Source organism: Pedobacter sp. KH_004, from assembly GCF_057840755.1.
Genome location: NZ_CM174519.1, coordinates 2,345,803 through 2,370,144 on the forward strand (window position 1 = coordinate 2,345,803; position 24,342 = coordinate 2,370,144).

The 24,342-nt window shown below is 39.4% G+C and carries 13 protein-coding genes; 1 reads left to right on the top strand and 12 read right to left on the bottom strand.

All coding sequences use genetic code 11. From position 1 onward, the window contains the following. Nucleotides 1-51: 51 nt before the first annotated feature. The 12 genes from AC3ITD_RS10075 to AC3ITD_RS10130 all read right to left on the bottom strand — a co-directional run bounded on the left by AC3ITD_RS10075 (nucleotide 52) and on the right by AC3ITD_RS10130 (nucleotide 21,910). Complete coding sequence (locus tag AC3ITD_RS10075; protein WP_489366166.1) at nucleotides 52-3,585, bottom strand: family 43 glycosylhydrolase; 3,534 nt, start codon at nucleotides 3,583-3,585, stop codon at nucleotides 52-54. 149 nt (nucleotides 3,586-3,734) lie between these two features. Beyond that, nucleotides 3,735-6,026, bottom strand: coding sequence for a S9 family peptidase (locus tag AC3ITD_RS10080; protein ID WP_489366168.1), 2,292 nt, complete (start codon nucleotides 6,024-6,026; stop codon nucleotides 3,735-3,737). 114 nt (nucleotides 6,027-6,140) lie between these two features. Beyond that, nucleotides 6,141-7,550, bottom strand: a complete 1,410-nt coding sequence (locus AC3ITD_RS10085; RefSeq protein WP_489366170.1) for an APC family permease — start codon at nucleotides 7,548-7,550, stop codon at nucleotides 6,141-6,143. A gap of 45 nt (nucleotides 7,551-7,595) precedes the next feature. After that, a complete protein-coding gene (locus AC3ITD_RS10090) occupies nucleotides 7,596-9,377 on the bottom strand; it encodes a DUF885 family protein (protein ID WP_489366172.1) in 1,782 nt (593 codons plus the stop codon). Nucleotides 9,378-9,462: 85 nt separating this feature from the next. Then, the gene (locus tag AC3ITD_RS10095) at nucleotides 9,463-10,362 is read right to left on the bottom strand and encodes an AraC family transcriptional regulator (RefSeq protein WP_265800674.1); all 900 of its coding nucleotides are present in this window, start codon (nucleotides 10,360-10,362) and stop codon (nucleotides 9,463-9,465) included. Nucleotides 10,363-10,789: 427 nt separating this feature from the next. Beyond that, nucleotides 10,790-12,034, bottom strand: a complete 1,245-nt coding sequence (locus tag AC3ITD_RS10100; protein ID WP_489366175.1) for an NAD(P)/FAD-dependent oxidoreductase — start codon at nucleotides 12,032-12,034, stop codon at nucleotides 10,790-10,792. A 31-nt stretch (nucleotides 12,035-12,065) separates the two neighbouring features. Continuing rightward, the gene (locus AC3ITD_RS10105; RefSeq protein ID WP_265800676.1) at nucleotides 12,066-13,067 is read right to left on the bottom strand and encodes a 4-hydroxyproline epimerase; all 1,002 of its coding nucleotides are present in this window, start codon (nucleotides 13,065-13,067) and stop codon (nucleotides 12,066-12,068) included. Then, the gene (locus AC3ITD_RS10110; RefSeq protein ID WP_489366177.1) at nucleotides 13,064-14,647 is read right to left on the bottom strand and encodes an aldehyde dehydrogenase (NADP(+)); all 1,584 of its coding nucleotides are present in this window, start codon (nucleotides 14,645-14,647) and stop codon (nucleotides 13,064-13,066) included. Before AC3ITD_RS10110 ends, AC3ITD_RS10105 begins: the two co-directional genes overlap by 4 nt. 9 nt (nucleotides 14,648-14,656) lie before the next feature. Further along, a complete protein-coding gene (locus tag AC3ITD_RS10115; RefSeq protein ID WP_265800680.1) occupies nucleotides 14,657-15,574 on the bottom strand; it encodes a dihydrodipicolinate synthase family protein in 918 nt (305 codons plus the stop codon). A gap of 194 nt (nucleotides 15,575-15,768) precedes the next feature. Then, entirely contained in the window at nucleotides 15,769-17,442 is a 1,674-nt protein-coding gene (locus tag AC3ITD_RS10120; protein WP_489366180.1) for a M1 family metallopeptidase, read from the bottom strand. A gap of 26 nt (nucleotides 17,443-17,468) precedes the next feature. Next, nucleotides 17,469-18,866, bottom strand: a complete 1,398-nt coding sequence (locus AC3ITD_RS10125; protein ID WP_489366182.1) for a SusD/RagB family nutrient-binding outer membrane lipoprotein — start codon at nucleotides 18,864-18,866, stop codon at nucleotides 17,469-17,471. A gap of 26 nt (nucleotides 18,867-18,892) precedes the next feature. Next, nucleotides 18,893-21,910, bottom strand: a complete 3,018-nt coding sequence (locus AC3ITD_RS10130; protein ID WP_489366184.1) for a SusC/RagA family TonB-linked outer membrane protein — start codon at nucleotides 21,908-21,910, stop codon at nucleotides 18,893-18,895. Between the two features lie 250 nt (nucleotides 21,911-22,160). Here AC3ITD_RS10130 and AC3ITD_RS10135 point away from each other — a divergent pair, with 250 nt between their 5' ends. Further along, nucleotides 22,161-24,128: a glycoside hydrolase family 97 protein gene (locus tag AC3ITD_RS10135; RefSeq protein ID WP_489366186.1), complete on the top strand. Its 1,968-nt coding sequence runs from the start codon at nucleotides 22,161-22,163 to the stop codon at nucleotides 24,126-24,128. Nucleotides 24,129-24,342 lie beyond the last annotated feature (214 nt).

A 24,342-nucleotide genomic window follows, 5' to 3' on the forward strand; every position in this document is an offset into this window, starting at 1 on the left:
CTTATCGATAATTCTGGTCAAAGAGAGCATTTCAATGGCCTAAAACTTCTGCTACTTCCTTTGGATAATTTTAAAATCGCTAAACGCTGCATAACCTGAAATGTCTCCGTAGGTGGCATGATAAACGCCAACTTGTACTGCATCTTGAAAATCGGCCCGTTGAACAGGACTACCTGGCAGATTCTTCCAATCTTTTCCTTCTGCGCTTCCCCTTAAAAAAAAAGTATTTCCAATTCGTTGCAATTGAAGGTATTGATAAAAACCCCATCCCGAAAGATTATTGGTCTGTTTACGACCTCTGGAATTAAGGTCGGTAACGATATTACCTATTCCCCAGCCCGGCATAATGCCATTCTGAATAATTCTTTTGCCATTTTGCATGTCCTTGATCATTATACCTGCTTCGTTGGCTCCATAAGCTTTCTTTTGGTTCAGTCCCAGCATATCCGAAAGTTTTACTTCTGCGGTAAAATCGCCCTTAACTTTAAAATAAGCAAAAGGCCCCGTAGAATCAGATCCATCCCAAAAAGTATTATGTGAAATCATTTTCAATACTCCCGATTGCTGTACCAAGGTATCTACAGTACCCAAGAAACCATCCCAGGATGTTCCAGACAAGTTATGCGTTGGGTTTGAGATCGAGTAAGAGGATCCCGATTGTTTCCTGATGAGAAAAAGTGAGGTATCAGTTTTAGCTAAAACGGGTACAGAAGCTAACGTTACATTTCCGAAATTATCTTTAACCTTTACCTGATAACTGTATTCGCTTTCTTGTTTGGCAAAAAAATCAATGTAAGCTGCAGATTTTGACCATTTGGCTTTCAATTGCTGATCAACCCTGGAGAAAAGATATTCCAGATTGGTTCCAGGTAACTCAGGTTTATTAGCTACCATATAAATCATTTCTGGAGTTAATGCCAATGGTTTTGTAGTAAAAAATGCTTTTAATTGACTAGTAATTGTGTTTCTTTTCCAGAAATCAAATTCATCTAAACATGCTTTTTCGCTTAGGCCGTAATTATAAATTGAAATGTTTGATATGGCTGTATATTTTATCGTTGTTTCGCCAGCATTCTGCATTAAAAGATTTGGTTCTGCCTGTTGATGGGGAACCAATACATGATTCATCTGTTTCCCATTGATGTAAATATTCAGTTTTCCCTGGCGATAAGCGCAAATTACCTGTTGCCATTTGCCGTTACCATCAATTTTAACTGTTTGAAGATTTTTACCAAAAAATAACCTGGTTTGTGCACCCAATGTTGGTTGAATGGAAAAAATAGCTGTAAATGGTTTCGAAAAATTTAAGTTTTTTTGCAATCTTTCATCTAATAAAACTTCACCGTCGTTGGCGAGGATTACAGCAATTTTACCGTTCACATCTTCCACTTTCCCATTGATTTTAAATTCACCCAAGGCGGCGCCATTATTCGCCCAGTTGTTGAGCTTGCCATATTCAAGGTTTTTTGCATCGGCGTAAGCCAAAGTGTTATTTTTAATTCCTTCTGCAAAAGCCGATTTTATGGTTTCCTCATCTAAAGGAATATCATAAATCTTCAGCGATGCCAAAGCCCCCGTAAATCCTGCACTGCCATCTGAATTTCCCCCGATAACGAAACGGCTGAGGTTTTTGATAAAAAGCATTCTTCGTTCTGCCCGATCGATTTTTCCATCAACATAAATCCGCTCCATTGTACCATCAAAAACCATCACAATGTGATGCCATTGGTTTGCTTTTGGCAACTGTTTATAGCCTAAATCTGCCCAACCTAAATGGCTGGCAGCACCAGCGTTTTTATGGTTACCATAACCCACAGCAACATGAGTTAGATTGTCTCCACTTTTAGCTGTCCACGAAACGATGGTTTCTTCTTTCTCAATATCAGGATTTAAAACCCACATACTTACACTATAACTGCTGTTCCCAAGCAAGGATGAAGGTGCCACATGAGTTGATAACAGCCGTTCATCACCAGAAAAAACCAGTACTTTTTTGCCATCAATGATCGATGTAACGGGTTTATTTGCATCAATAGGGCTAAATACACCACCTAACTTTCCTTTATTCGGAACCTGATTAACTATTGCACCAATGCGGAGGCTATCCAGATCCAAATTGACAACCAGACCTTTTGATTCAAACCGTTGCAATGATTCCCAAGGCTTTATTTTTGTATTCATCACAGGCTTATAGGCATCATTGCTATAAACTTTGATATTCCAAATTGCTTTGTTTAAACCGGGATATTCAGTGCGTAAAATTGTAGTACGGAGGTATTTTGCCTTTACATTCCCAAAATCAACCATCGGGCTACCATGCTGGGTGTTCTTACTGCGGTCGGCGTATAATTTCCACAATTTACCGTCGGTAGAATATTCGATTTTATATTGATAGTACCAGGTGGCATATTCAAATTGCGTATGCACACTTTTTATAGCTTGAATCTGGCCTAAATCCACCTGTAACCATGCCGAACCAATATTGTTCTTAGCTTTCCAAAGCGTTCCGTTATTGTCATCAACGGCATAATCTGCTTTAAAATCATCATCATAGAATGACGAAGCTGTTGTGGCTTTTGCTAAAGCTAAATTTGGATAAGGATTGACATTTTTTGCCAGATAACCAACGCCCGTATGTGTGGGCACAAGCTTGAGGATGTTTCCCTGCTCATCAAAAACAATCTTATCGGCAGCAACCTGTCTGTGGTAACCGCCATCGTTATGCGGATTGTTGTGTCGGTGATAAATCAAATAAAAATCATCGCCCTGCTGTAAAACCGATTGATGGCCGGGGCCATGTACGGTGCCATCTGCATTTGTAGCCAGAATTGGATTTTGGCTAGCATATTTAAATGGTCCCATGGGATGGTTTGATGTGGCATATTGCACCCTGTAGGTTCCATCCTCACAATATCCGGATGAATAAGTTAGGTAATAGATACCTTTTCTTTTAAACACAAAAGGTGCTTCAAAAAAATCTTTCGCATCAGTATTAGGAATTTGTGCAAGCTTAGCAAACGATTTCATATCATCGTTTAATAAACTTACGCCGCAACCATGATTGGGATAAATACCCCAGGTTCCCCAGTACATGTAATTTTTGCCATCGTCATCTTTGAAAGTTTGTCCATCGAGGGTAATCACATTAGGCACCAAAAAGTTAGGAACAATGGGCTTTCCGGGTGGCAACAGTGGCATCCACGGGCCTACTGGTGAGTTTGAAGATGCACCAAATATTTCGACCGGCTGGCAGTAATATAAATAATATTTGCCATCGGCACCCTGCATGGCATCTGGCGCCCAGTAATGATGAGTGGTTGGCCAATTCATATCTTGCATGGTCCAATTCACAAAATCTTTTGAGCTCCATACTTGCGAAGGACCAAAACCACCTCCATTTCCATCGGTGGTGGCGTAAATGTAATACGTATCACCAAATTTTTTCACTGTCGGATCTGCGAAATAACCAGGAATAATCGGGTTGCCCTGCGATTTACTTAAATGTGCTTTTTGCGCATGAAGCATTTCACAAAGACAGCAAAACATCAAAAATAGTGAAAGCTTTAAATGGAGGTTATTTATCATAAATTTTGCTATTTCTAATTTTGATCCTGTAATGCTCAGGATTTCCTGTTGCGAGATGCCGCTTACTTATCAATTGAAGCAAACTGATTCAAAAAAAACAATGCCTCTGTGCGGAAATTCCGTTTCAATAACGAATACGTTAGAGTAATTTACTTTACCTGAGTAACCGAGTTGACGTTTGGAGGCTCGACATTTAAGAGATGTTTAACAAAAAAATCTCTTTTTCGGCGGCGGCCATAAATGCCTCCATCGCTATGTCCCATCCCTGGAATACTCAGAATATCAAAATCTTTATTGGCTTTAATCAGTGCATCGGCCAGGCGATAGGTAGATTCTGGTGGAACGTTTTCATCGGCCTCACCAACAATTAAAAATAAATTCCCCTGCAGTTTGGCTGCGTTGGTAATGTTGGATTGTTCTCCATAGTGTGGTCCAACGGGATATCCCATCCATTGCTCATTCCACCATTGTTTATCAATTCGATTATCATGGCATCCACATGCAGAAACTGCAGCTTTATAAAATTCGGGGTGAAAGAGCAACGCTCCTGTAGAATTTTGCCCACCAGCTGAAGTTCCATAGATCCCAACCTTATCAAGGTCGGCATTCTGATATTTTGCGGCCATTGCTTTCATCCACAAAATACGATCAGCAAAACCAGCGTCGGCCAGATTTTGCCAGCAAACATCATGAAAGGCTTTTGATCGGTTGGCTGTGCCCATGCCATCCATTTGTACTACAATAAAACCCAATTCTGCCATACTTTGCATTTCGCTAAATGGCAGGAAGTTTTTCGGCACAAAACTATCCTGCGGACCGGCATAAATATATTCGATAACCGGGTAGGATTTACTGGAATCGATCTTGGATGGCAGACATACCAGCCCCCATATGTCCGTTTTTCCATCTCTGCCCTTCGCCACAAAAACCTCCGGCAATTTCACACCAGTGTTTAAGAAAACCTGAACATCTCCGTGTTCAATTTCCTGCAACGCCTTGGTACTAGCCGTTAATTTCAATTTTGTTATCGGCGCAACATTAACCTGCGAATAAGTATCAAGATAATACTTCCTGTCGGGTGAGAAAGTTAACGCATGATTTCCAATTTCCGGGGTTAAATTGATTAGTCCTTTCCCATCAAAACCAATCCGGTAGTAGTGGATAAAGTATGGATCTTCACCAGGATTCATTCCGCTCGCTTTGAACCATACCTGTCGTTTCACCACATCAACGCTATCAATATCACGTACAACATAGTTTCCCCTGGTAATTAATTGTTGTTTTTTGGTGATTTCATTTACCAAATACAGGTGTTGCCAACCATCCTGCTCACTGCTCCAAAGTATTTCATTTGTTTTTGGCAGATAACGGGTGTAAATCCTGCTTTCATAAATAAATGATTTTGTTTTTTCATCAATAACATTTCTGATTTTACCTGTTTGCACATCAACCTCAATCACCCGAAACCGCTGATGGCCACGATCTGCTTTTTCGTAAGTATAATATCGGCTACTGTTATTTCGCCAGTGCAAAGGCTGCGGACCAAAAAAATCAGTGGGTTCCACATCAACTTTTATAACTGTTTTAGTGGCTACATTAAAAATATAAGGCTGATAAGTGGTAAAATCATCGCCTGGCTGTGCATATTCACGAGATTTTAATTCTCCTCTTGTTGTTCCTGGCACCGAACTCAACACGTAGTAAACTTTTTTGGTTTCCTTTGGATCAATTTTATAAGCGATAATATTTTTCCCGTCAGGCGACCACTCAAAGTTACCGTAAGGCTTTTCAACCGAGCCATCGGTACTTAATGTGGTTTCCACCTTCGAATCCAGGTTTTTAACCACGATGTTTCCACCAACAATCTGAATTTCATTCTTCCCATCAGGAGATTTACTGATAGACCGGTTCCACTCCCAGCGTGAGCGTTTTTGCTGCAATGGCCGCTTAGCATTATATTTAAAAGTAGCGGTATCAGTAGCATTGATGAGGCCATAATCATTTAAATTCACCCCATACCATTTGTTCGAAACTTTAACTTTAATATTGTTTTGGTCTATAAAATATAAATCACTAAGCTGCAAACGGGCAGAACTTTGCTTTTTACCCGTGGTTTTCTCAATGCTTTCAGCAAGCTTTACAGCATCAAAAGCAGGCTTTCTCTGACCGGAAAGAAGGTCTACGTAAATATATTCCCAGTTTTTGTTTGGAAGATTTTTCTTATACCAGAAAGCTGACCCATCTTTTTTCCAGAAAGGGATAATTTCATTATTAGTGGGAATGTTGCGTAAAGTGCTATCTAAGTCATTGGCTTTTTTATAGGCATTTACAACCTGCAACTGATTAGGTGCATAAGGCACTTTTTGTGCATTTACTACAGAAAAGGATACAGATAAAAAGGTAAGGGCAATTGCCTTTTGAAACAGGGAATTAGTTTTCATTACAGCTATATTAAGTTGTAAATATAACAGATACGCTAAAGCGATTACCTTTAGATATTGATATATAACATGAATATTTTAACCAACCTGTTCTAATCATTACCATCAAAAAATTTATCGCTGCACGTTGATGCGTTTGATTAAATAATATACCGGAATTCCAACCAGTGTAATAATCAATCCTGGCCAGGTGAATTTTGGCTTGAAAATAATCAGCAGAATGCAAAAAGCAAGTCCCATTAAAATATAAATAACTGGCAATACCGGATAGCCAAAAGCCTTGTATGGGCGGGCAGCATTGGGGCGTTTTCTGCGCAGTATAAAAATTCCAAAGATGGTTAACATATAAAAGCCAACCACAACAAAAGATATCATATCGAGCAGATCGCCATATTTGCCGCTAAGACACCATAAACAGGCAAAAACACATTGAATCCAAAGTCCAAAACCTGGCACTGCATTTTTATTTAACTCCGCAACTTTTTTAAAAAACAAACCGTCTTTCCCCATTGAGTAATAAACCCGGGCTCCGGCCATAATCAAGCCATTGTTGCAACCGAATGTAGAAACCATAATCATTACAGCGATAGTAATGGTACCGGCGGTGCCGAAAATATGGTTTGCGGCAGATACTGCTACCCGATCTTTGTCGGCGTAGGCAATATCATGCAAAGTTAAAACTCCGGTATACATCATATTAGTCAATACATAAAGTACTGTAACAATGATGGTTCCAAGGGCTAAGCTCAATCCGATGTTACGGGCAGGGTTTTTAATTTCTCCTGCAATAAAAGTTACATTGTGCCATGAATCGCTACTAAATATAGAGCCCACCATCGCAGCTGCAATTGCACCAAAAGCTGCAAGTGTGGTGTATGAGCTAATGTTTCCATCGGCAGATAATGCACCTAAAGTCCACAAATTATCCCAGTTTTGTTTCCAAATTGTTTTATCAAGGAAAAATAACCCAAAAACGATCAAACCAAATAAACTGAGCAGTTTGGCCACTGTAAAAGTAGTTTGAATGGCTTTACCTGCACTAACCCCCCTGCTGTTGATGTAGGTGAGCAACACGATAATTCCAATGGCAAGTAGCTGAGCCGGGGAAATAGTAATGAATCCTAAATCTAACGCAACTAAATCTTCGCTCAGTGCGGGAATTAAATAAGCAGTAAATTTGGCAAAGGCAACCCCCACTGCGGCAATTGTTGCCGTTTGGATGACAGTAAAAAAACTCCATCCATACAAAAAGCTAACCAAAGGATTATATGCCTCTTTTAGATAGATATACTGACCGCCGGCTTTTGGAAACATAGAACTAAGCTCGCCATAACTTAAAGCAGCAGTTAAAGTCATAAAACCCGTAATCAGCCAAACCACTAACAACCAGCCAGAACTGCCTACATTTCGGGTAATATCTGCACTTACAATAAAAATCCCCGATCCAATCATGCTCCCTGCAACAAGCATTGTCGCATCCATTAATGTTAACGTGGGCTTAAATTCCGTGGCTTCTTCTTTCATCAGTTGTTGGTTTAGGTTACAGTTTAGCAATTAAGGTATGTTCATTTAACGCAGCGTTTCATAAAATTTCCAGCTGGTAGTGAAATCCCTGGTAATGGTCTGGTTAGTTAAAGTGGCCCGGATTAATTCAACAGGAATCAGGTTTTGTTTAATAATTTGATCATGAAAATCTTTAAAAGTCATCTTACCACTATCAACCAGTTGTGCTTTTAAAGCATAAAGCTGTAGTCCTCCGGTTAAATAGGCTACCTGGTATAGCGGACTATAATCTCCTTTGAAAGATCGCCTTACTTCGCCTTCAGCATTTGCCCGTTCATGCCCAACCCGATCAACTAAAAAGTCAACACATTTTTGTGGGTCCCATTTCCCAAGGTGAAAATTGAGCGAGAAGAGAATTCTGGCGCATCGGTGCATTCTCCAAAACAACATACCCATCTTCTCTTCAGGTGTTTTGGCAAAACCTTTTTCATAAAGCAGAAGTTCCCAATATAATGGCCAACCTTCTACACTAAATGGCGTTTTAAAAATGTTACGGTAACTTCTGTACCGGCTATTAATGTAATATTGATAGTGGTGGCCAGGCAGTAACTCATGCTGTACCGTTCCCCGGGAAAAGTAAGGATTATTACCCCGCATGCTCATAAGCTTATCTTCCTCCTGCATATTGCTTGTAGGGTAACTGATGCTGATTTCTCTGCCACCGGTAAAAAATGGATTAACCAGTTGCCTTTCTTCCGACATCATTACCATGCCCCAGGTTTCCTCTGCAAGGGGTGGAATATCAATTAAGTTATTGGCTTTGATGAAACGAAGCGCATCATCCTGTAGTTTCACTATTAATTCTGCCTGCCTGCCCAATGGCACGTAACTGTTCTTGATTTTCTCTTGTGCAGCTTTCCAGTTTTTTCCAAATCCCATTTCTGCTGATGCTTTTAAAAGCTCCTGATCGCAGTATGCGAATTCTTCTTCAGCCAGCTGGATAAGTTGTTCAGGCGTGTAAGGGATAAACTCTTCCTTAAGTTGCCTGATTAATTCTGCTCTTCCAATTGGATCGCCTTTGATGTTAAGCTTATCAACTTTAACATTTGCATTGGAGTCTATTTTTGAGGTAAACAGATTTTGATAACTTGTTAGCAACGAGTCAGCTCGTTGATAGGGTTTTGGAACCCACCAGCTAAAACCAGGTTCGTAACCATTGTAAAACTGATAGAAACTGGCTAATCTGGCTTTTAATCCTGAGCTCACCATGGCTGCAGTTTTAAGCTGACCGGCATTTACAATTCCCTTCTTTTTGAGTGATATTGTTGCCGTATCAATTTGTTTGCAAAGTACATTAATTTGTGATGCGAGTAGCGATCCTTCCTGATAGATCCCCCGCTTTCTTCCTTTCTCTAGGCCATATATCACATCGGCAAAGGGAAAATACTTTTGTATAGTTTTATATTCTTCTTCCTCCTCGTTAAGCTTGAAAATAGAACTTTCAATTTCCTTCTTTAATAAAATGTAATCTACCTTTCCATAAATGCTATATGAATCAAACTTAGCTAACACAAGTTTTGCTAAATACTCTTTATTAACTTCGAGCAAACGCTTGCGTTGGTCAGGGCTGTTATAAGTTTTGCTCGGCCTGGCATAATAGCCACTCTGGGCATAAGGAAAATAGTAATCATTTAATGCATTGATATCTTGTTGATAACCAATTATTAGCGTACCCATTTCACTGGTTTGCTCAAACATTTCTGGTGTTACAGTCTGGGATTTGGCATCAACAAAAAAGGAGCATAAACAGATCAGAAAAAAGATTAATTTTTGGGTTACGCTGAACATAATTATTAAAAAAAAGATATAGCAAATGCCTCCATCAAAAAAAGATAGCCATAGCATTCAATAAAAAATTGACGTTTATTTTGTTTTAAGCACTAACGTAAGTAACTCTGCTCACGCTGTTGTATGTATCAATGTAAGCCCTTGGAGACTGGCCGATTATGCTCTTAAATACCCTGTTAAAGTTGGTAATACTATTAAAACCAGCTTTGTACGCCACACCAGAAATACAATCTGCTTTCTGACCAGAAAGAAGACTTTTACACGCGTCATTAATCCTTACTTCGTTGAGGAACGATACAAAAGTATGACCTGTGTGTTTTTTGAAATACCTGCAAAATGCCTGTGGAGTCATAAAAGCTGCATTTGCCACATCTTCCAGGCTGATTTGATTATTGTAATTTTCAGTAATAAAATTGATGATTTTACTTAACCTCATCCCTTCGTTTTCAGAAACATTTGAAGAGTAAAGATCCGAACACAGTGGTTCTATATTTTCTCCCAGATCCTGAAGGCCTGTAATCAGATTTAGAAAAGCAAAGAGTGTATCAGAACCTGAAGCGTGATGTACATCGAACATCTTTTGTGATATTTTTTTGGTGTAACCGGCAGAAATTTTAAACCCATGCTTATTTTTGGATAGATAAGCGCTGGCCAGTTTCATTTCAGGAAGATCAAATAAAGAGGCTAGAATCCCGGTAGGATTAAAATAAACAGAACAGGCAGCGACTGATATATCCTGGTTGGTAAAATATTCAGGGTTACTTTTGAAGAGATGCGGCAACTTTGCGCCGATTACAAACACATCTCCCGGCATAAAAGTATGCATATCATTGCCGGCAATTAGGGTTCCCTCTCCTTTTTCGATGAAAGTGATTTGCCATTCATCATGCCTGTGAAGATATTGATAAAAATGAGGTATGCAAATGTGCTCCGAAATCACGCTCTTGTCATCAGGGACAAGCATAGTAAATGGTAATACTTTCATTTGTTTAGTTGGTTGGTTGACAATATGAATATAAGGATATTAACTTAAAAAACCGAGTAAAATCTAAATACGGTTAAAATCCTGCTACTATTCGCTAATATTCTACAAAACGCAAAAAAAATGTAGTTTTTTTGATTTAGGTTTAACTTGAAAAGATCAAAATAAAGATGCCGTTTTAGTTTAGAGTCATTACTTTAACAATAATGTTTAACGGAACCTTTAATCGTTTACTGCCAGAATTGATATCTTATCTTCTGCAGAAGGGATTTTTTAGCAATAAAAAACCTCAATCGAATGTTTTTTTGATCGAGTGAGGTTGATTTGATAGTCTTCAAAGGATGGTTCGTCGTAATTACGACCGGCATAAAACGGGTTGAAATTGATTTTATGCGATAGATTGGGTACTTAAATTATGGTTTAGCAAGTATTAACTGCGTTCAGCGACAAAAGCCTTGATGTCCATTTCAGGTTTTTCCTCAGCAATAATCTGGCTCACCAATAAACCTGTTGCCGGACCTAAGCTCAAACCCATCATCCCGTGGCCAGTTGCGATAATCAAATTCTTCCTTTTAACACTGCGACTAATATAAGGTAAGCCATCGGGCGATGAAGGCCGGAAGCCATACCAGATATCCTTTTCATCAGGAACCGCAGGGTTTAAATCAGGAAAATATTTGGGAATAGATTCGACAATCCCCTTTACTCGCTGCATATTTATTCTGGTATTAATTTTATCGAGTTCCATCGTTCCGCCATAACGGATGCTTCCGTTCATCGGCGTAATTGCTACTCTGGCCTCGCACAATAAGGCAGGAATGGTCAGGCGGTTTTGAGGTTCCTTTTCCATAAATGAATAACCCTTGCCGGGCATTAAGGACACTTTTAAATCGGCCATTCTAGCTACTGCAGGCGACCACGAACCTGTGGCAAGCACGAATTGATCTGCTTCCCAAAAGGTTTCTCCTGAAAATACTTTTGTGATCTGATCTCCATTGAATTCGATCTTGTCTACTTCCTTGCCACGAATAATATCTACACCATTTTTATTAAGATAATCCAGCAACGCGTTCATCAATTTGGCGGGATATAAATGCGCATCGCAACGGTAATGCACAGCACCCAAAACGTCTAAATTTAGATCGGGTTGTAATATTTTACATTCCTGTGCCGATAAAACGCCCATATCCAAACCCAGTGTTTTTGCCTTTTCGGCCAAATGGGCTTCCTCCTCGCCTGCTTTCTCTGTTTTGTAAAAAGCAAGAATTCCTTTATTGGTTAGCTCGAAACTAAAATCAGACGCTTTAGCTAAATCTTCATATAACTTTTTGCTGAGTAAAGATAAATCACGCAGCGGTTCTGCAGATTTAGCAAGATGCTTTTCATTGGCATGTTTCATAAAGGTTAAACCCCAGCCAATAAGGTTTGCATTTAATGAGGGACGAACATAAAAAGGGCTTTTACTGTTAAACATCCACCGTATTCCCTGGCTAATCATGCCCGGAGCAGCCAGGGGAACAAAATGACTTGGCACAATCATCCCGGCATTGCCGAAAGAACAATTATCTGTAATATCACCCTTATCAATAACCGTTACCTGAAAACCTTTTTTTTGAAGATAATATGCTGAGCTTAGTCCAACGATTCCTCCACCTATTATTAATACTTTCGACATTATTTTTCGTTTTAAACTAAAAAGCCCCTGATTAAATTACTTGAAATCCATGTGCATACGGATCATCTTCAGCATCTATTTTTATGGTGTTGTAACCAAAAACTTTTGCCCATCCTTCTACACTTGGTATAATAGCTTTAAAGCCAGCTAAGTCAACTTCTTCTTCTACTCTTCCCGTAAATTTGCTGCCGATGAAACTTTCATGGATAAAATCTTCACCTAATTTAAGTTTTCCTTTGGCGTACCATTGTGCCATACGGGCCGATGTACCTGTGCCGCAAGGTGATCTGTCGATTGCTTTATCTCCGTAGAAAACAGCATTTCTGGCTGTCGATGTAGGATCTAACGTTTTACCTGTCCACAATATATGGCTGCATCCATTGATGGTTTCATCTTGCGGATGTATAAATGTATATTGCTCATTGATTCGTTTGCGAATGATCTGGCTCCAGGTAATTAACTGCGAAGCCGTATAATTTTCGAGCCCTGGGAAATTTGTTTGTGGATCAATGATCGCATAAAAGTTACCGCCGTAGGCAACATCGAATGTTAAAACACCAAGATCGGGGCATTCAATTTTGAGATTTTCTGCCGCCAGATAAGAAGCTACATTTTTGAGCTTAACTGATTTAACCTTTTTTCCTTCTTGCAGGTAAGCAATTTGCACCAATCCTGCAGGTGCTTCCATACGGATGATGCCTGGAATTTTCGGCTGAATCAATCCTTCTTCAATGGCGATAGTGATGGTTCCGATTGTACCATGGCCGCACATGGGTAAACAACCACTGGTTTCGATAAACAGTACGGCAACATCGTTTTCAGGATCGTGAGGCGGATAAAGAATGCTGCCAGACATCATGTCGTGTCCACGTGGTTCAAACATTAAACCCGTTCTTATCCAATCAAATTCCTTTAAAAAGTGTTGTCGTTTTTCGCTCATGTTGGCGCCCGCTAATTGCGGGCCGCCCCCAGCTACTAATCTCACCGGATTTCCGCATGTATGTGCATCTACACAAAAAAAAGTTTTACTCATATGTCTTTTGTAAGTAGCTGGTTTACCATTCTAAAAATTCCAAAAGGATTGTCATCTTTTAACTCATCCGGTAAAAGTTCCTGCTCCCAATCCTGGTAGGCAAGCGGACGGACAAAGCGATAAATTGCAGATGAACCAACCGAAGTAAACCGACTATCGTTTGTGGCAGGGAAAGGCCCTCCATGTTGCATGGCGGCACAAACCTCTACACCTGTAGGCACACCATTTAAAATGATTCGCCCAGTTTTATCTGTAAGTTGATGAACAAGCGACTGGTATTGTTGAAGCTCATTTGAATCGGCCATAATGGTAACGGTTAATTGACCTTCCAGTACAGCGATTACTTTTTCAAGCTCGGCTATATCTTTTGATACCACTAAGAGCGAATAAGGTCCAAAAATTTCTTCATGAAGTTTTGGATTTTGAATAAACTTAGCCGCATCTACATACGCGATTCTGGCCTCAGATTGATTTTGTAGCGATTCGTTTTTTACCGCTGATGCCGCGATCAGTTCAACACCATCTTCCGCGGTGATTTCTGTAGAAAGCTTTGCATAATTCTTTGCTATTCCTTCAGTAAGCATTGTTGCTGATGGAACTTTCGAAATTTCATCAGTCAATACCTGCTTAAATGTTTCCAGTTCTGCTGAAGATATGGCCAACATTAAACCTGGATTGGTGCAAAACTGTCCGGCCCCTAAAGTGATAGATGCAGCATACTTCTTAGCCAGTTCCTCGGCTTTGTTTTTTATGGCATTGGGCAGCAAAACAATTGGGTTAATGCTTCCCATTTCGACAAAAACCGGAATCGGCTGTTTACGTTCTTGTGCCAGTTTAACCAAGGCCATACCACCATGATAAGAACCGGTAAAGGTTACTGCTTTGGTTTGAGGATGCAACACCAGTGCTGATCCGATTGAATAACCATCATCAAATAATAAAGAAAATACACCTTTTGGCATGCCCGTTTTTTCTACCGCTTTAACGATAGCTTCTCCTACCAGGGCACTGGTACCATAATGTGCCGGGTGTGCCTTTACTATTACCGGACAACCAGAAGCTAAAGCCGAAGCGGTATCGCCACCGGCTACGGAAAACGCCAATGGAAAATTACTTGCCCCGAAAACTACCACGGGACCGATGGGCACAAGCATTTTACGAATATCGGGCCGGGGCAGCGGTTGCCTTTCCGGCATGGCGGTATCAATAACTGCATCAACCCACGAGCCTTCAGCAACAAGATTTGCAAATAACCGCAGTTGTCCTGTTGTTCTGCCCAGCTCTCCCTGTAATCTGGCCAATGGCAAGCCGCTCTCCGCAGATGCCCGTGAAACCAAAACTTCACCTATATTCGTAATTTCATCAGCAATTGCGTTTAAAAAAGCTGCCTTTTTATCTTTATGAAGTACACGATAATTTTTAAACGCAATTGTCGCAGCCATCAAAGCATCGTTAACCGCTGTTTCGCTTGCTTTAACAAAATCGCCATCCAGCAACAAACCCGTTGCCGGATTTATTGCTCTCAGATTAGCTTCATTACCCGCTACAAACTCACTGGCAACTATATTTCTTCCGTTCATAAGTAATATTTATTTGCCCCAGCTTCCAGCCGGAAGCTCCGGACGAACAGCTAGTGCATCATTTATAATCTTCAACACTTTAATTCTTTCTTCTCCTTCAATTGGTAAACGCGGCGCTCTTACTGCTTCAGTACCTAACCCGGTCGCCACTTCAGCCAGCTTGATATACTGAACAAGTTTTGGATGAATGTCCAGTTCCAATACTGGTAAAAACCAGCGGTAAATAGTTAGAGCTTCACTAATTCTATTCTCTTTGATGAGATTAAAAATCGCTACAGTTTCTTTAGGAAAGGCATCAACTAACCCTGCTACCCATCCATGTGCCCCCATTACAATACTTTCCATTGCCAGAGGATCAACTCCGGTAAAGATTTTAAAACGGTCACCAAATCGGTTAATCAATCTAGTTACGTTGGAAACATCCCTTGTAGATTCTTTAATGGCCTGAATATTTGGATATTTCGTCAACTCCTCGAACATATCCAGCGTCACTTCAATTTTATAATCAACAGGATTGTTATAAATCATAATGGGCAAATCTGTTGATTCTGCAATTGCGCCAAAAAACACCAAAGTTTCAGCTGAAGAAGCATAATAGCGCATAGGCGGTAATAACATCAAACCCTGTGCTCCAAGAGATTCGGCCTTTTTAGCAACTTCGATTGCTTTTTTGGTGGTTGCCTCAGCAATATTTAATAAAACCGGAACCCTACCATTAACCAATGCTAATGTATGAGATAACAAGCCAAACTTTTCATCATCAGTAAGTACGCTGGCTTCTCCAAGTGATCCGCCAAGAATAATTCCATTAGCTCCAGCTTCTAATTGCGCTTCGATATTTAAATCAAATGCTGCAAAATCCAATTCGTCATTTGCTGTAAATTTTGTGGTTACAGCCGGGAAAACCCCAGTCCAGTTTATTGCCATTTTTAAAATTTTTATTGATAATAATTTCTTTTTGAATGTGATGATGTTTTTAGGCGGTTTGCCATACCATCATTGAATAAATGATAAGGTAAAAGTCGTTTTAAAAACATTCTTTCAAAGTTAAGGTATAGCTTTAGGGTAGATTTATTGTATTTTAACCGATATCAACTATAAATACACCATTTAACTTTTCGTTATTTAGGTTGCTTAACCTGGATATAATACATTGATTCTATTGCTGATTTATCGAATAATGCTGCCTGGCCAGCGGCAATTTTCATCTGATTCCATTTACTTAAAGGGAAAATTTTTAAAGTTGAAACCCCTGCTTTTTTTAATATCAGTGGTAGGTTAAAGCCTTCAACACAATTGCTATATCGATAATTCACTACACCATCTTTTATAAAATATTCCAACACGGGAATTTGAGTAGTTTTTAAATACTGATCAAAAACTTTTGCAAAAGAGTAACCAGCTTTTTTCGAGAAATAAGTTTCGATCTGGGCGCTCGTTACTGTTTTATGGTAAAATGTTTTGTTTAGCCCTCTGAGGATTGATCTGAAAAGCCCGTCGTTGTCCAGACTGTGCCGAATTGAATGCAGCATGTTTCCTGCTTTTGGATACATATCGCCACTGCCCTGAGCATTTACACCATAAGATGGAATAATCGGACGATCATTTTTAATTCCTTTTCTGATGCCAAAATTATATTCATTTCCAGCGTTTTCTCCAAAATTGTAATCTATAAAAAGTGTTTCGCTATAATTTGTAAAGCCTTCGTGCACCCACATATCTGCCAAATCGTTTGTGGTAATGTTGTTGCCAAACCATTCATGGCCACTTTCGTGGATAATGATGAAATCATATTTCAATCCCCAACCATTGCCCGACATGTCTCTGCCTAAATAACCAAATTTGTATTTATTTCCATAAGATACAGCCGACTGGTGCTCCATCCCGGTATGTGAGGCATCGATGAGTTGATAACCATCTTCATAAAATGGATAAGGCCCAAACCAGTACTCAAAGCTTTTCAGCATTTTGTGAACCTGATCTGGCATATAATTTTTAGCCTTTTTAAGGTTATAATCCAACACCCAATAGTTTAAGTTGAGTTTGCCTTTTTCTCCGGGGTAACTTTCTGTAAATTTTACATATTTACCAATGTATGGAATGATGCAATAGTTGCTGATCGGATTAACCACGTTGTATTTATAGGTTACAGTGCCATCATTGTTATTTTTCTTAAAAACCAACTTTCCGTTGCCTACCCCAACAAGGGTATCGGGAACGGTCATCGTTAAGGATGCCCCCAGATCGGGTTCATCACTTTGATGGTCTTTATTTGGATACCATACAGATGCGCCCAAACCCTGGCAAGCAACGGTCATCCATGGTCGCGATAATGAATCCACTTTAAAAATAAACCCACCATCCCAAGGGGCACGTTTAGCCTGATGCACCTGCCCATGATAAAAAATTTTTACCCGATTATTCATCCCTATTTTTTGGGGTGGAACCTGGGCATACCAAACACTTCCAACATGATCAAACTTCAGCTTCGATTGATTATTGTACTGAATGCTATCAATAACCAATGGTTCCTGGAGATCGATTTGCATGTTAATCTTTCCGTCATTCTGCTGCACTACCTTGTACACAATTTCATTAGCACCCGAAATACTTTTGTGAGTATAATCGGGGTTAAAAGCAAGTTCGTAACGCTGAACATCCCACCACGTGCGCTCGGGTGTTAAACTTCCGCGAAGTGTATCGGCTCGCGTGTAGCGGTTAGTATCCTGCGCAAACAACATGGTATTTGAAAGCATGAGCAATAACAAAATCGGGACACAAATAAAATTTTTCATCTTGCTTGACAGGATTTAAGTCGTGATTAATTAACATCCCACCATAAACGATCGGTTGTTTTTGCTTTTTGCTGTGGTTGCGGATTAGCCGTTATTTCAGAATTTGGATATAACACCCTTCTTGGGATTTCGGATAAGGCATTTCTAACTTTTGTTAATGCCGGAAAACCGGTTCTACGCCAATCGGTAAAATTCTCTGCGTTTAAAAAGTTTGCTATAAATTTCTCCTCGATAATGAATCGCAATGCATTTGTCGCGGTTAGTGTTCCTCTTGCCGATAAATAAGCATTAATATCTGTTGTAGCTACGCCAACTTTTTCCATGTGTTTCCGAATTCCATCCTGATAAATGGGCTGAGCTGCCGTTGCGCCAGAAATAATGTTAGTGGCTTCAGCTTTTAAAAATAGTGCTTCAGTATAATTTACCAAATAATTATTGGCATTTGCCCCGGCATAAAAAGATGCTGGAATAGAGTAAGACTCTAAACTTCCAATATCATCGAGGCCAATTTGTCTACCGGTGAACAAACCAGTTTGAACAGCAGGAGCAATCATTTTAGTTAACCGAGGATCGTTTCGGGTTTTAAATCCATCAACAAAAGTATTGGCTAGCACAAGCGTACTGGCAGGTAAAAAGTTTTGTTGCCATGGATTTTCAGCTCCTGCCGCACCACTGAAGGCAACTTTACAGTCATCAGCATTGCTTTGCATTCCGTTATTCAAGGCGGTAAGGGCAAGTTGTGCCTGTGCTGCAGCGGTAAAACCTGGTGCTTTAATTAAATGCATATAGTAACGGGCTTTAAGGGTATAGGCTAATTTTTTCCATTTTGCCATATCACCCGCATACATAAAATCATCACCACCCGGACTTAAACCCGCATTTTTGTTGGCATCTTCAATCCCCTGATCTAATAACTGTTGTATCTGAACATAAATTTGCTGCTGTGTATCATAAGCAGGCTTAGTATTTTCCGATCCTTTGAAAGCCTGGCTGTATGGAATATCGCCCCAGGCATCGGTAGCATAACCTAAACAATAAGCGGTTAGAATTTTTGCAATTGCGGCATATTTAAAATTGCCATTGGCTGTTGCTTTCGTATTCAATAAGCTTAAATTGTTCAACGTTCTTACATAAACATTGTTCCAATCTCCGTCCATGTCAATATTATACATTAAATAAGTACCTTGGTTCGGCGCCACCTGGTTTAAGGCAATTACCTGAACATACTGCTGTAAAATAATGCTTAAACTTGCATCACCAGAGGCATTAATGTTTTGAGATATCAGCATTTGAACCGGTGGTAAAATCAACGATTCCTTTACATCAATCGGCCTGTTGGGATCGGTATTCACATCTAAATATTTTTTACACGAAGTAAGTGATACCAGGTATAAAACCGCGATAACAAAATATATCCTTTTCATAATTTTTCTTTCTAATTGATAATTGATTACAACGTTAATTTCAATGTAAAATCGATGGATCGGGAAGTTGGCGTAGAGAATGAATATATCCCCTGAGAGCCATTTGATGATCCAAATGAACTTACCTCAGGATCACCACCTGTAAAATGCGGGGCATATATCCATAAATTTCTGCCGGTAACATTTAATGATATGTTTTTAAAACCTGTTTTCTTAATCCAATTCGGATTGAAATTATAGCCGATGCTTGCGTTACGTAATTTGACGTAGGTACCATCCTGAATAACTGATTCTAACACACCATTAGCACGTTGGTAATAAGCCTGGCCAGTTACAGAAACCGTATTGGGCTGACCCGTATTTACATTTACCCCTTCAACAACTCTGGGCTCACGGTTTTCGGTAACTTTTGGTGTTCCATAAAAATAACCATAGCCATCCACATTGTTTTGAATATCCCCTCCCTTTTTCATATCAAAAGCAAAACTGAAAGTAAATTGTTTATACTTGAAATTGTTAACAATTCCCGCCATGTAATCTGGGTTGATGTTACCGATGATACCTTGCTCATCTGCCTGAAATGGCAATCCATCATCTCCGATCAATAATTTCCCTTCTGGATTTCTGGCATATTTTGAGCCGTAAATTACGCCATATGGCTGATCTACTATAACATAGGTAAAACCATTACCTATCATTTCGAGGTTTTGACCTATCGATAACACTTTATTTCTGATTCGGCTAAAATTTACTGTCAGGTCCCAATTGAAATTTTCGGTTTTAATGGGACTTGCATTTAACAATACCTCTATTCCCCTGTTACGCATAACTGCCGAATTAACACTCGTAGAATTGTAACCTGTTGATGCAGCAAGTGCTACAGTGGGTATTATTCCATTACCCGTCTTCTTATCAAAATAAGACGTCTCCAGGCTTAAACGGTTTTTAAAGAAACCAAGTTCTAAACCTACTTCGAATTCATTAATACGTTCATTTCGTAGATTAGGGTTATTTAGGGTAGGGCTAATCAGAAACCCAGATTGCCCCTGATAAGGGAAGGCAATATTCCTGATATTTTGCGATTCATAAGGCGTGAGTAAATTGTAAGCACCTATACTGGCATTTCCAACCGTACTGTAAGAAAACCTCAGCTTTCCGAAATTCATTACATCTGATAATCCCTTAGAAAAGAATTTAGAAAAGATAAAGCTGGTGGCTGCAGAACCATAAGGATAGAAATTATTTTCTTTAGCCAGCACCGAAGTACCGTCATATCTTCCGGTAAGCGATAGAATGATAAACTTTTTGTAATCGATGTTAGATTGAAGATAAAAACCTATTTTTCTGGTGAGGTAGCTATTTTCTGTAAATTTAACCGTAGAGGCACTACTGATATTATTAAAATCAGGCACAGTGATACCCAAACCATTGGCGTAAGAATTTTGACTGTAAGTAGAAATAATATTATTTCCCAAAAGTGCATCTATGGTAAAATCGCCGGCGGTTTTATTTGCGCTTAATATTAAATCGTTGTTATATTGTCTGAAATTGGTATTATTATTTACAATTCTTCCGTTGGGATTAGAAACAGACCCCAGTGACTCTATATACTTACCCTGTTCCACGAATACATCGGCTCCGAAACGCTCAATCACAGTTAACCAGGGTAATATCTTATAATCGGCATTGAATGTTGGCAAAAAGCGATTGACAACTGAAGTGTTTTTGATATTATCCAATACCCAGTAAGGATTATTTCTGGAAAAACGATACAAACGCTGCGATCCATCAGGGTTGGTTGAAGGTTGTAAATCATAGGAAACCGGGGCAGAGAAAATGGTCCACACCGGGCTCTCCAAGGCATATCCCTCTGGTTGTCTGTTATTTTTAGTATTGGCGTAATTAAGCGAAAATGTAATATTTAAATCCTTGATAACTTGAGTAGAAAATTTTCCAAAAACAGTATTCCGATCAAATGAGGTTGATGGAACAGTTCCATCCTGAGATAGATTGGTATAAGAAAGATAGTAAGAACTATACGTTCCGCCGCCGTTTAAGGCAAGTGTATTGGTATATGTTTTGCCCGTTTTGAAAAACAAATCAGATTGATCGTAAACCTGCGCTGGTTGCCCGTTTATTTTTAAAGTATCCATCCTTGCGCCCCATGATGTACTTGTTTTTTGGTTCACACCATCAAAGTACACCCCATTTGACCCTAAAGAATACTTGTTTTGAATTTCAGGGATGAGTGGTTTCTCAAATGAAAAAGAAGAAGTAAAATTTAATGATGGCTTTTTATTTAAAGCACCAGCCTTAGTAGTAATGATGATAACGCCCTTTGCTCCATCAGAACCATAAAGGGCGGTAGCTGCTCCCCCCTTCAACACGTTAATGCTTTCAATAATATTTGGATCTAAATCGGCAATACGGTTGGTACCCGGACCAGAATTTAAGTTTCCTGTTTCATCATTATTTACCGGAATACCATCAATTACCATCAATGCCTCATTGTTACCATAGAGTGAGTTGGCACCACGGATTACAATTCGCGATGAACTGCCTGGAGTACCAGATGAACTGGTGATTTGAACGCCCGAAACCTTACCCGCTAATGCATTTACCAAATTTGGTTCTTTGGTTTGGGTAAGTTGGTCGCCTTTTACTTCCTGCGAACTGTAGGTTAAATTTCGCTTTTCGCGTTTTACCCCTAAAGCAGTAACCACAATTTCGCTCAGGATTTGCTGATCTTCTATCAACACAACCGTTAAATTACTTTGACCAGTGTAAGCCACTTCTTTAGTTTGATAACCGATCCCACTAAAAATTAATGTCGAAGGATTAATCTTGACCAGAGAAAATTTTCCTTCGCTATTGGTTGATGTCCCATTAGAAGTACCTTTAATTTTAACCGAAATACCAGGTGCAGCTGCACCTGATTGATCGTTTACTTTGCCGGTAAAATTTTCTGTTTGTGCCTGTGCGGATGCCAGCATGAAGCAGAAAACAAAAATACCTATGCAAGTAGTTTTTAGTTTAGTAATCATCTTGTTAGTTTGTTTGTCCATATCAAATTTAGCTTTGCGCAAACGCATCCTACACAATAATTTTAGCCAGTTGTAACCTAATATTAACAGAAATTTTACAAAAGATTAATCCAGGAAGTAATAAAGGCTAAACGCAGTTTTCTCAGTCAGTTGGCGTGCCACGATTGGTTAATATATGCCTAAAACTCACTAAAAAAAGAGATTCAATTCCCCCGACCATTATGTAATTTTAGTTGTAAATTTTCATGAAATGAATAAAACCATATTACTAACTTTTATCGCTATTGTAAGTTCTTTCAGCATTAGCTTCGCTAAAGATTTTGAACTGAAATCACCAGATGGAAAAACTAAAGTTCGAATTGACGTAAATGACAAAATTACTTGGAGCATAAAGCGAAATGCTGAAACAATTTTACAGCCTAGCCAGCTAGCCCTGTTCATAAAAAATGGTATTAACTTGGGAATAAACCCTCAGTTAAACAGTCAGAAGCAAGTTTCACATGATGAAGTTATTGTGGCCGATATCCCGGTGAAGAGCAAAACTATCATTGATCATTATAATGAGTTGAAATTAGATTTCAAAGGCAATTACAGTATTTATTTTAGGGCATATAACGATGGGGTAGCTTATCGGTTCGAAACCAATTTGAAAGCTAAGCGCATTGAAGTTGAAAATGAAATTGCAGATTTTGACTTTGGGAACAATAACCGCGTGTTCTGGCCTCAGGAAAATGATCCTGAATTCCAATCGCACTTTGAAAGTTTATACAAGGATTCGACATTAAATTGCTTTAATCATCAGCAACATGCTGCCTTACCTATGTTAATTTATTCCAAATCGGGTGTTAAAATGCTCATCAGCGAGGCAGATCTTTATGATTATCCAAATATGTTTTTATTTGGTTCGGGCAATAATAAACTCACAGCGGGCTATCCAAAAAATATCGCCGAAAGTACCCCGATTCGAGATAGAGGAATTAAAATTACCAAATTAGAAACACACCTGGCGAAAACGTCGGGCAAAAGAAAATTCCCATGGAGAAGTATTGCCATTTGCGATGAAGACAAAGATTTACTGGTGACAAACCTGACTTATAAACTATCAAGTGCTTCAGTCCTGAATAACCCAAATTGGGTTAAACCTGGTAAAGTAGCCTGGGATTGGTGGAACGACAATAACATCTATGGCGTTGATTTCAAAGCAGGCATCAACACCAAAACTTATCAGTATTATATTGATTTTGCTTCTAAATATGGTTTAGAATATATTATGTTGGATGAAGGATGGACAAAAACCACCACCGATTTGACACATACTACAGCCGACATCAACATTCAGGAAATTATCGATTATGGTAAATCGAAAAACGTCGGCGTATGGCTTTGGACACTTTGGGGGCCGCTGGATAAAGACATGGACCATATTTTAGCCCTTTATAAAAAGTGGGGAGCAGTGGGAATTAAGGTTGATTTTATGGCCAGGGCAGACCAGTATATGGTTAATTTTTATGAAAGAGTGGCTGCAACTGCGGCAAAGTATGAGCTAATGGTAGATTTACATGGCGCTTATAAGCCCGTTGGCCTGAACCATAAATATCCAAATGTTTTAAGTTATGAGGGAGTGAGAGGTTTGGAAAACAACAAATGGAGCACCGAAATTACGCCCACACATAATGTAACGTTGCCTTTCATCAGGATGGCTGCCGGACCAATGGATTATACGCCTGGCGCAATGATTAATGCTACCAAAAAGAATTTTAACATTGTTTACAGTGAGCCTATAAGTATGGGAACGAGGGCACATCAGGTGGCTATGTATGTAATGTATGAGAGCCCGCTTCAAATGCTCGCCGACAATCCATCCAACTATTTGAAAGATAGCCTGTGCACACGATTTATTGCTCAAATCCCTACTGTTTGGGATGAAACCATTGCCTTAGATGGAAAAGTAGGCGAATATGCAGCGATAGCCCGAAAAAATGGCAACAGATGGTTCATATCTGCAATGACGAATTGGGATGCCCGAAGCTTGAATCAACAGCTATCATTCCTCGGTGGCAAAACCTATCGCATTGATATTTTAAGTGATGGCATAAATGCCGATCGGCATGCTGCAGATTATAAAATTTCAAGTACGAAAGTGAACCAAACCGATAAAATAACTATTAAAATGGAGAAAGGTGGTGGCTGGTGTGCTGTTTTAACCCCAATTGATTGATGTGAAAAGGATGATGCGATGAATGAGACCATTCAAAAACCATTATGAACATTAGTGGCGAGGTCGCTGGTTACAGAATTTAGACTGCTAACCACAATGCGCCTCATGCTGAATTTGCTTAGGAAGGTTAATTGCAAGAACACCCGTGAATGAGATGCTAAGCCCGAAAATCCGCAATGGAATACAACAGAAAAAGCCCTGCAAGTCGCAGGGC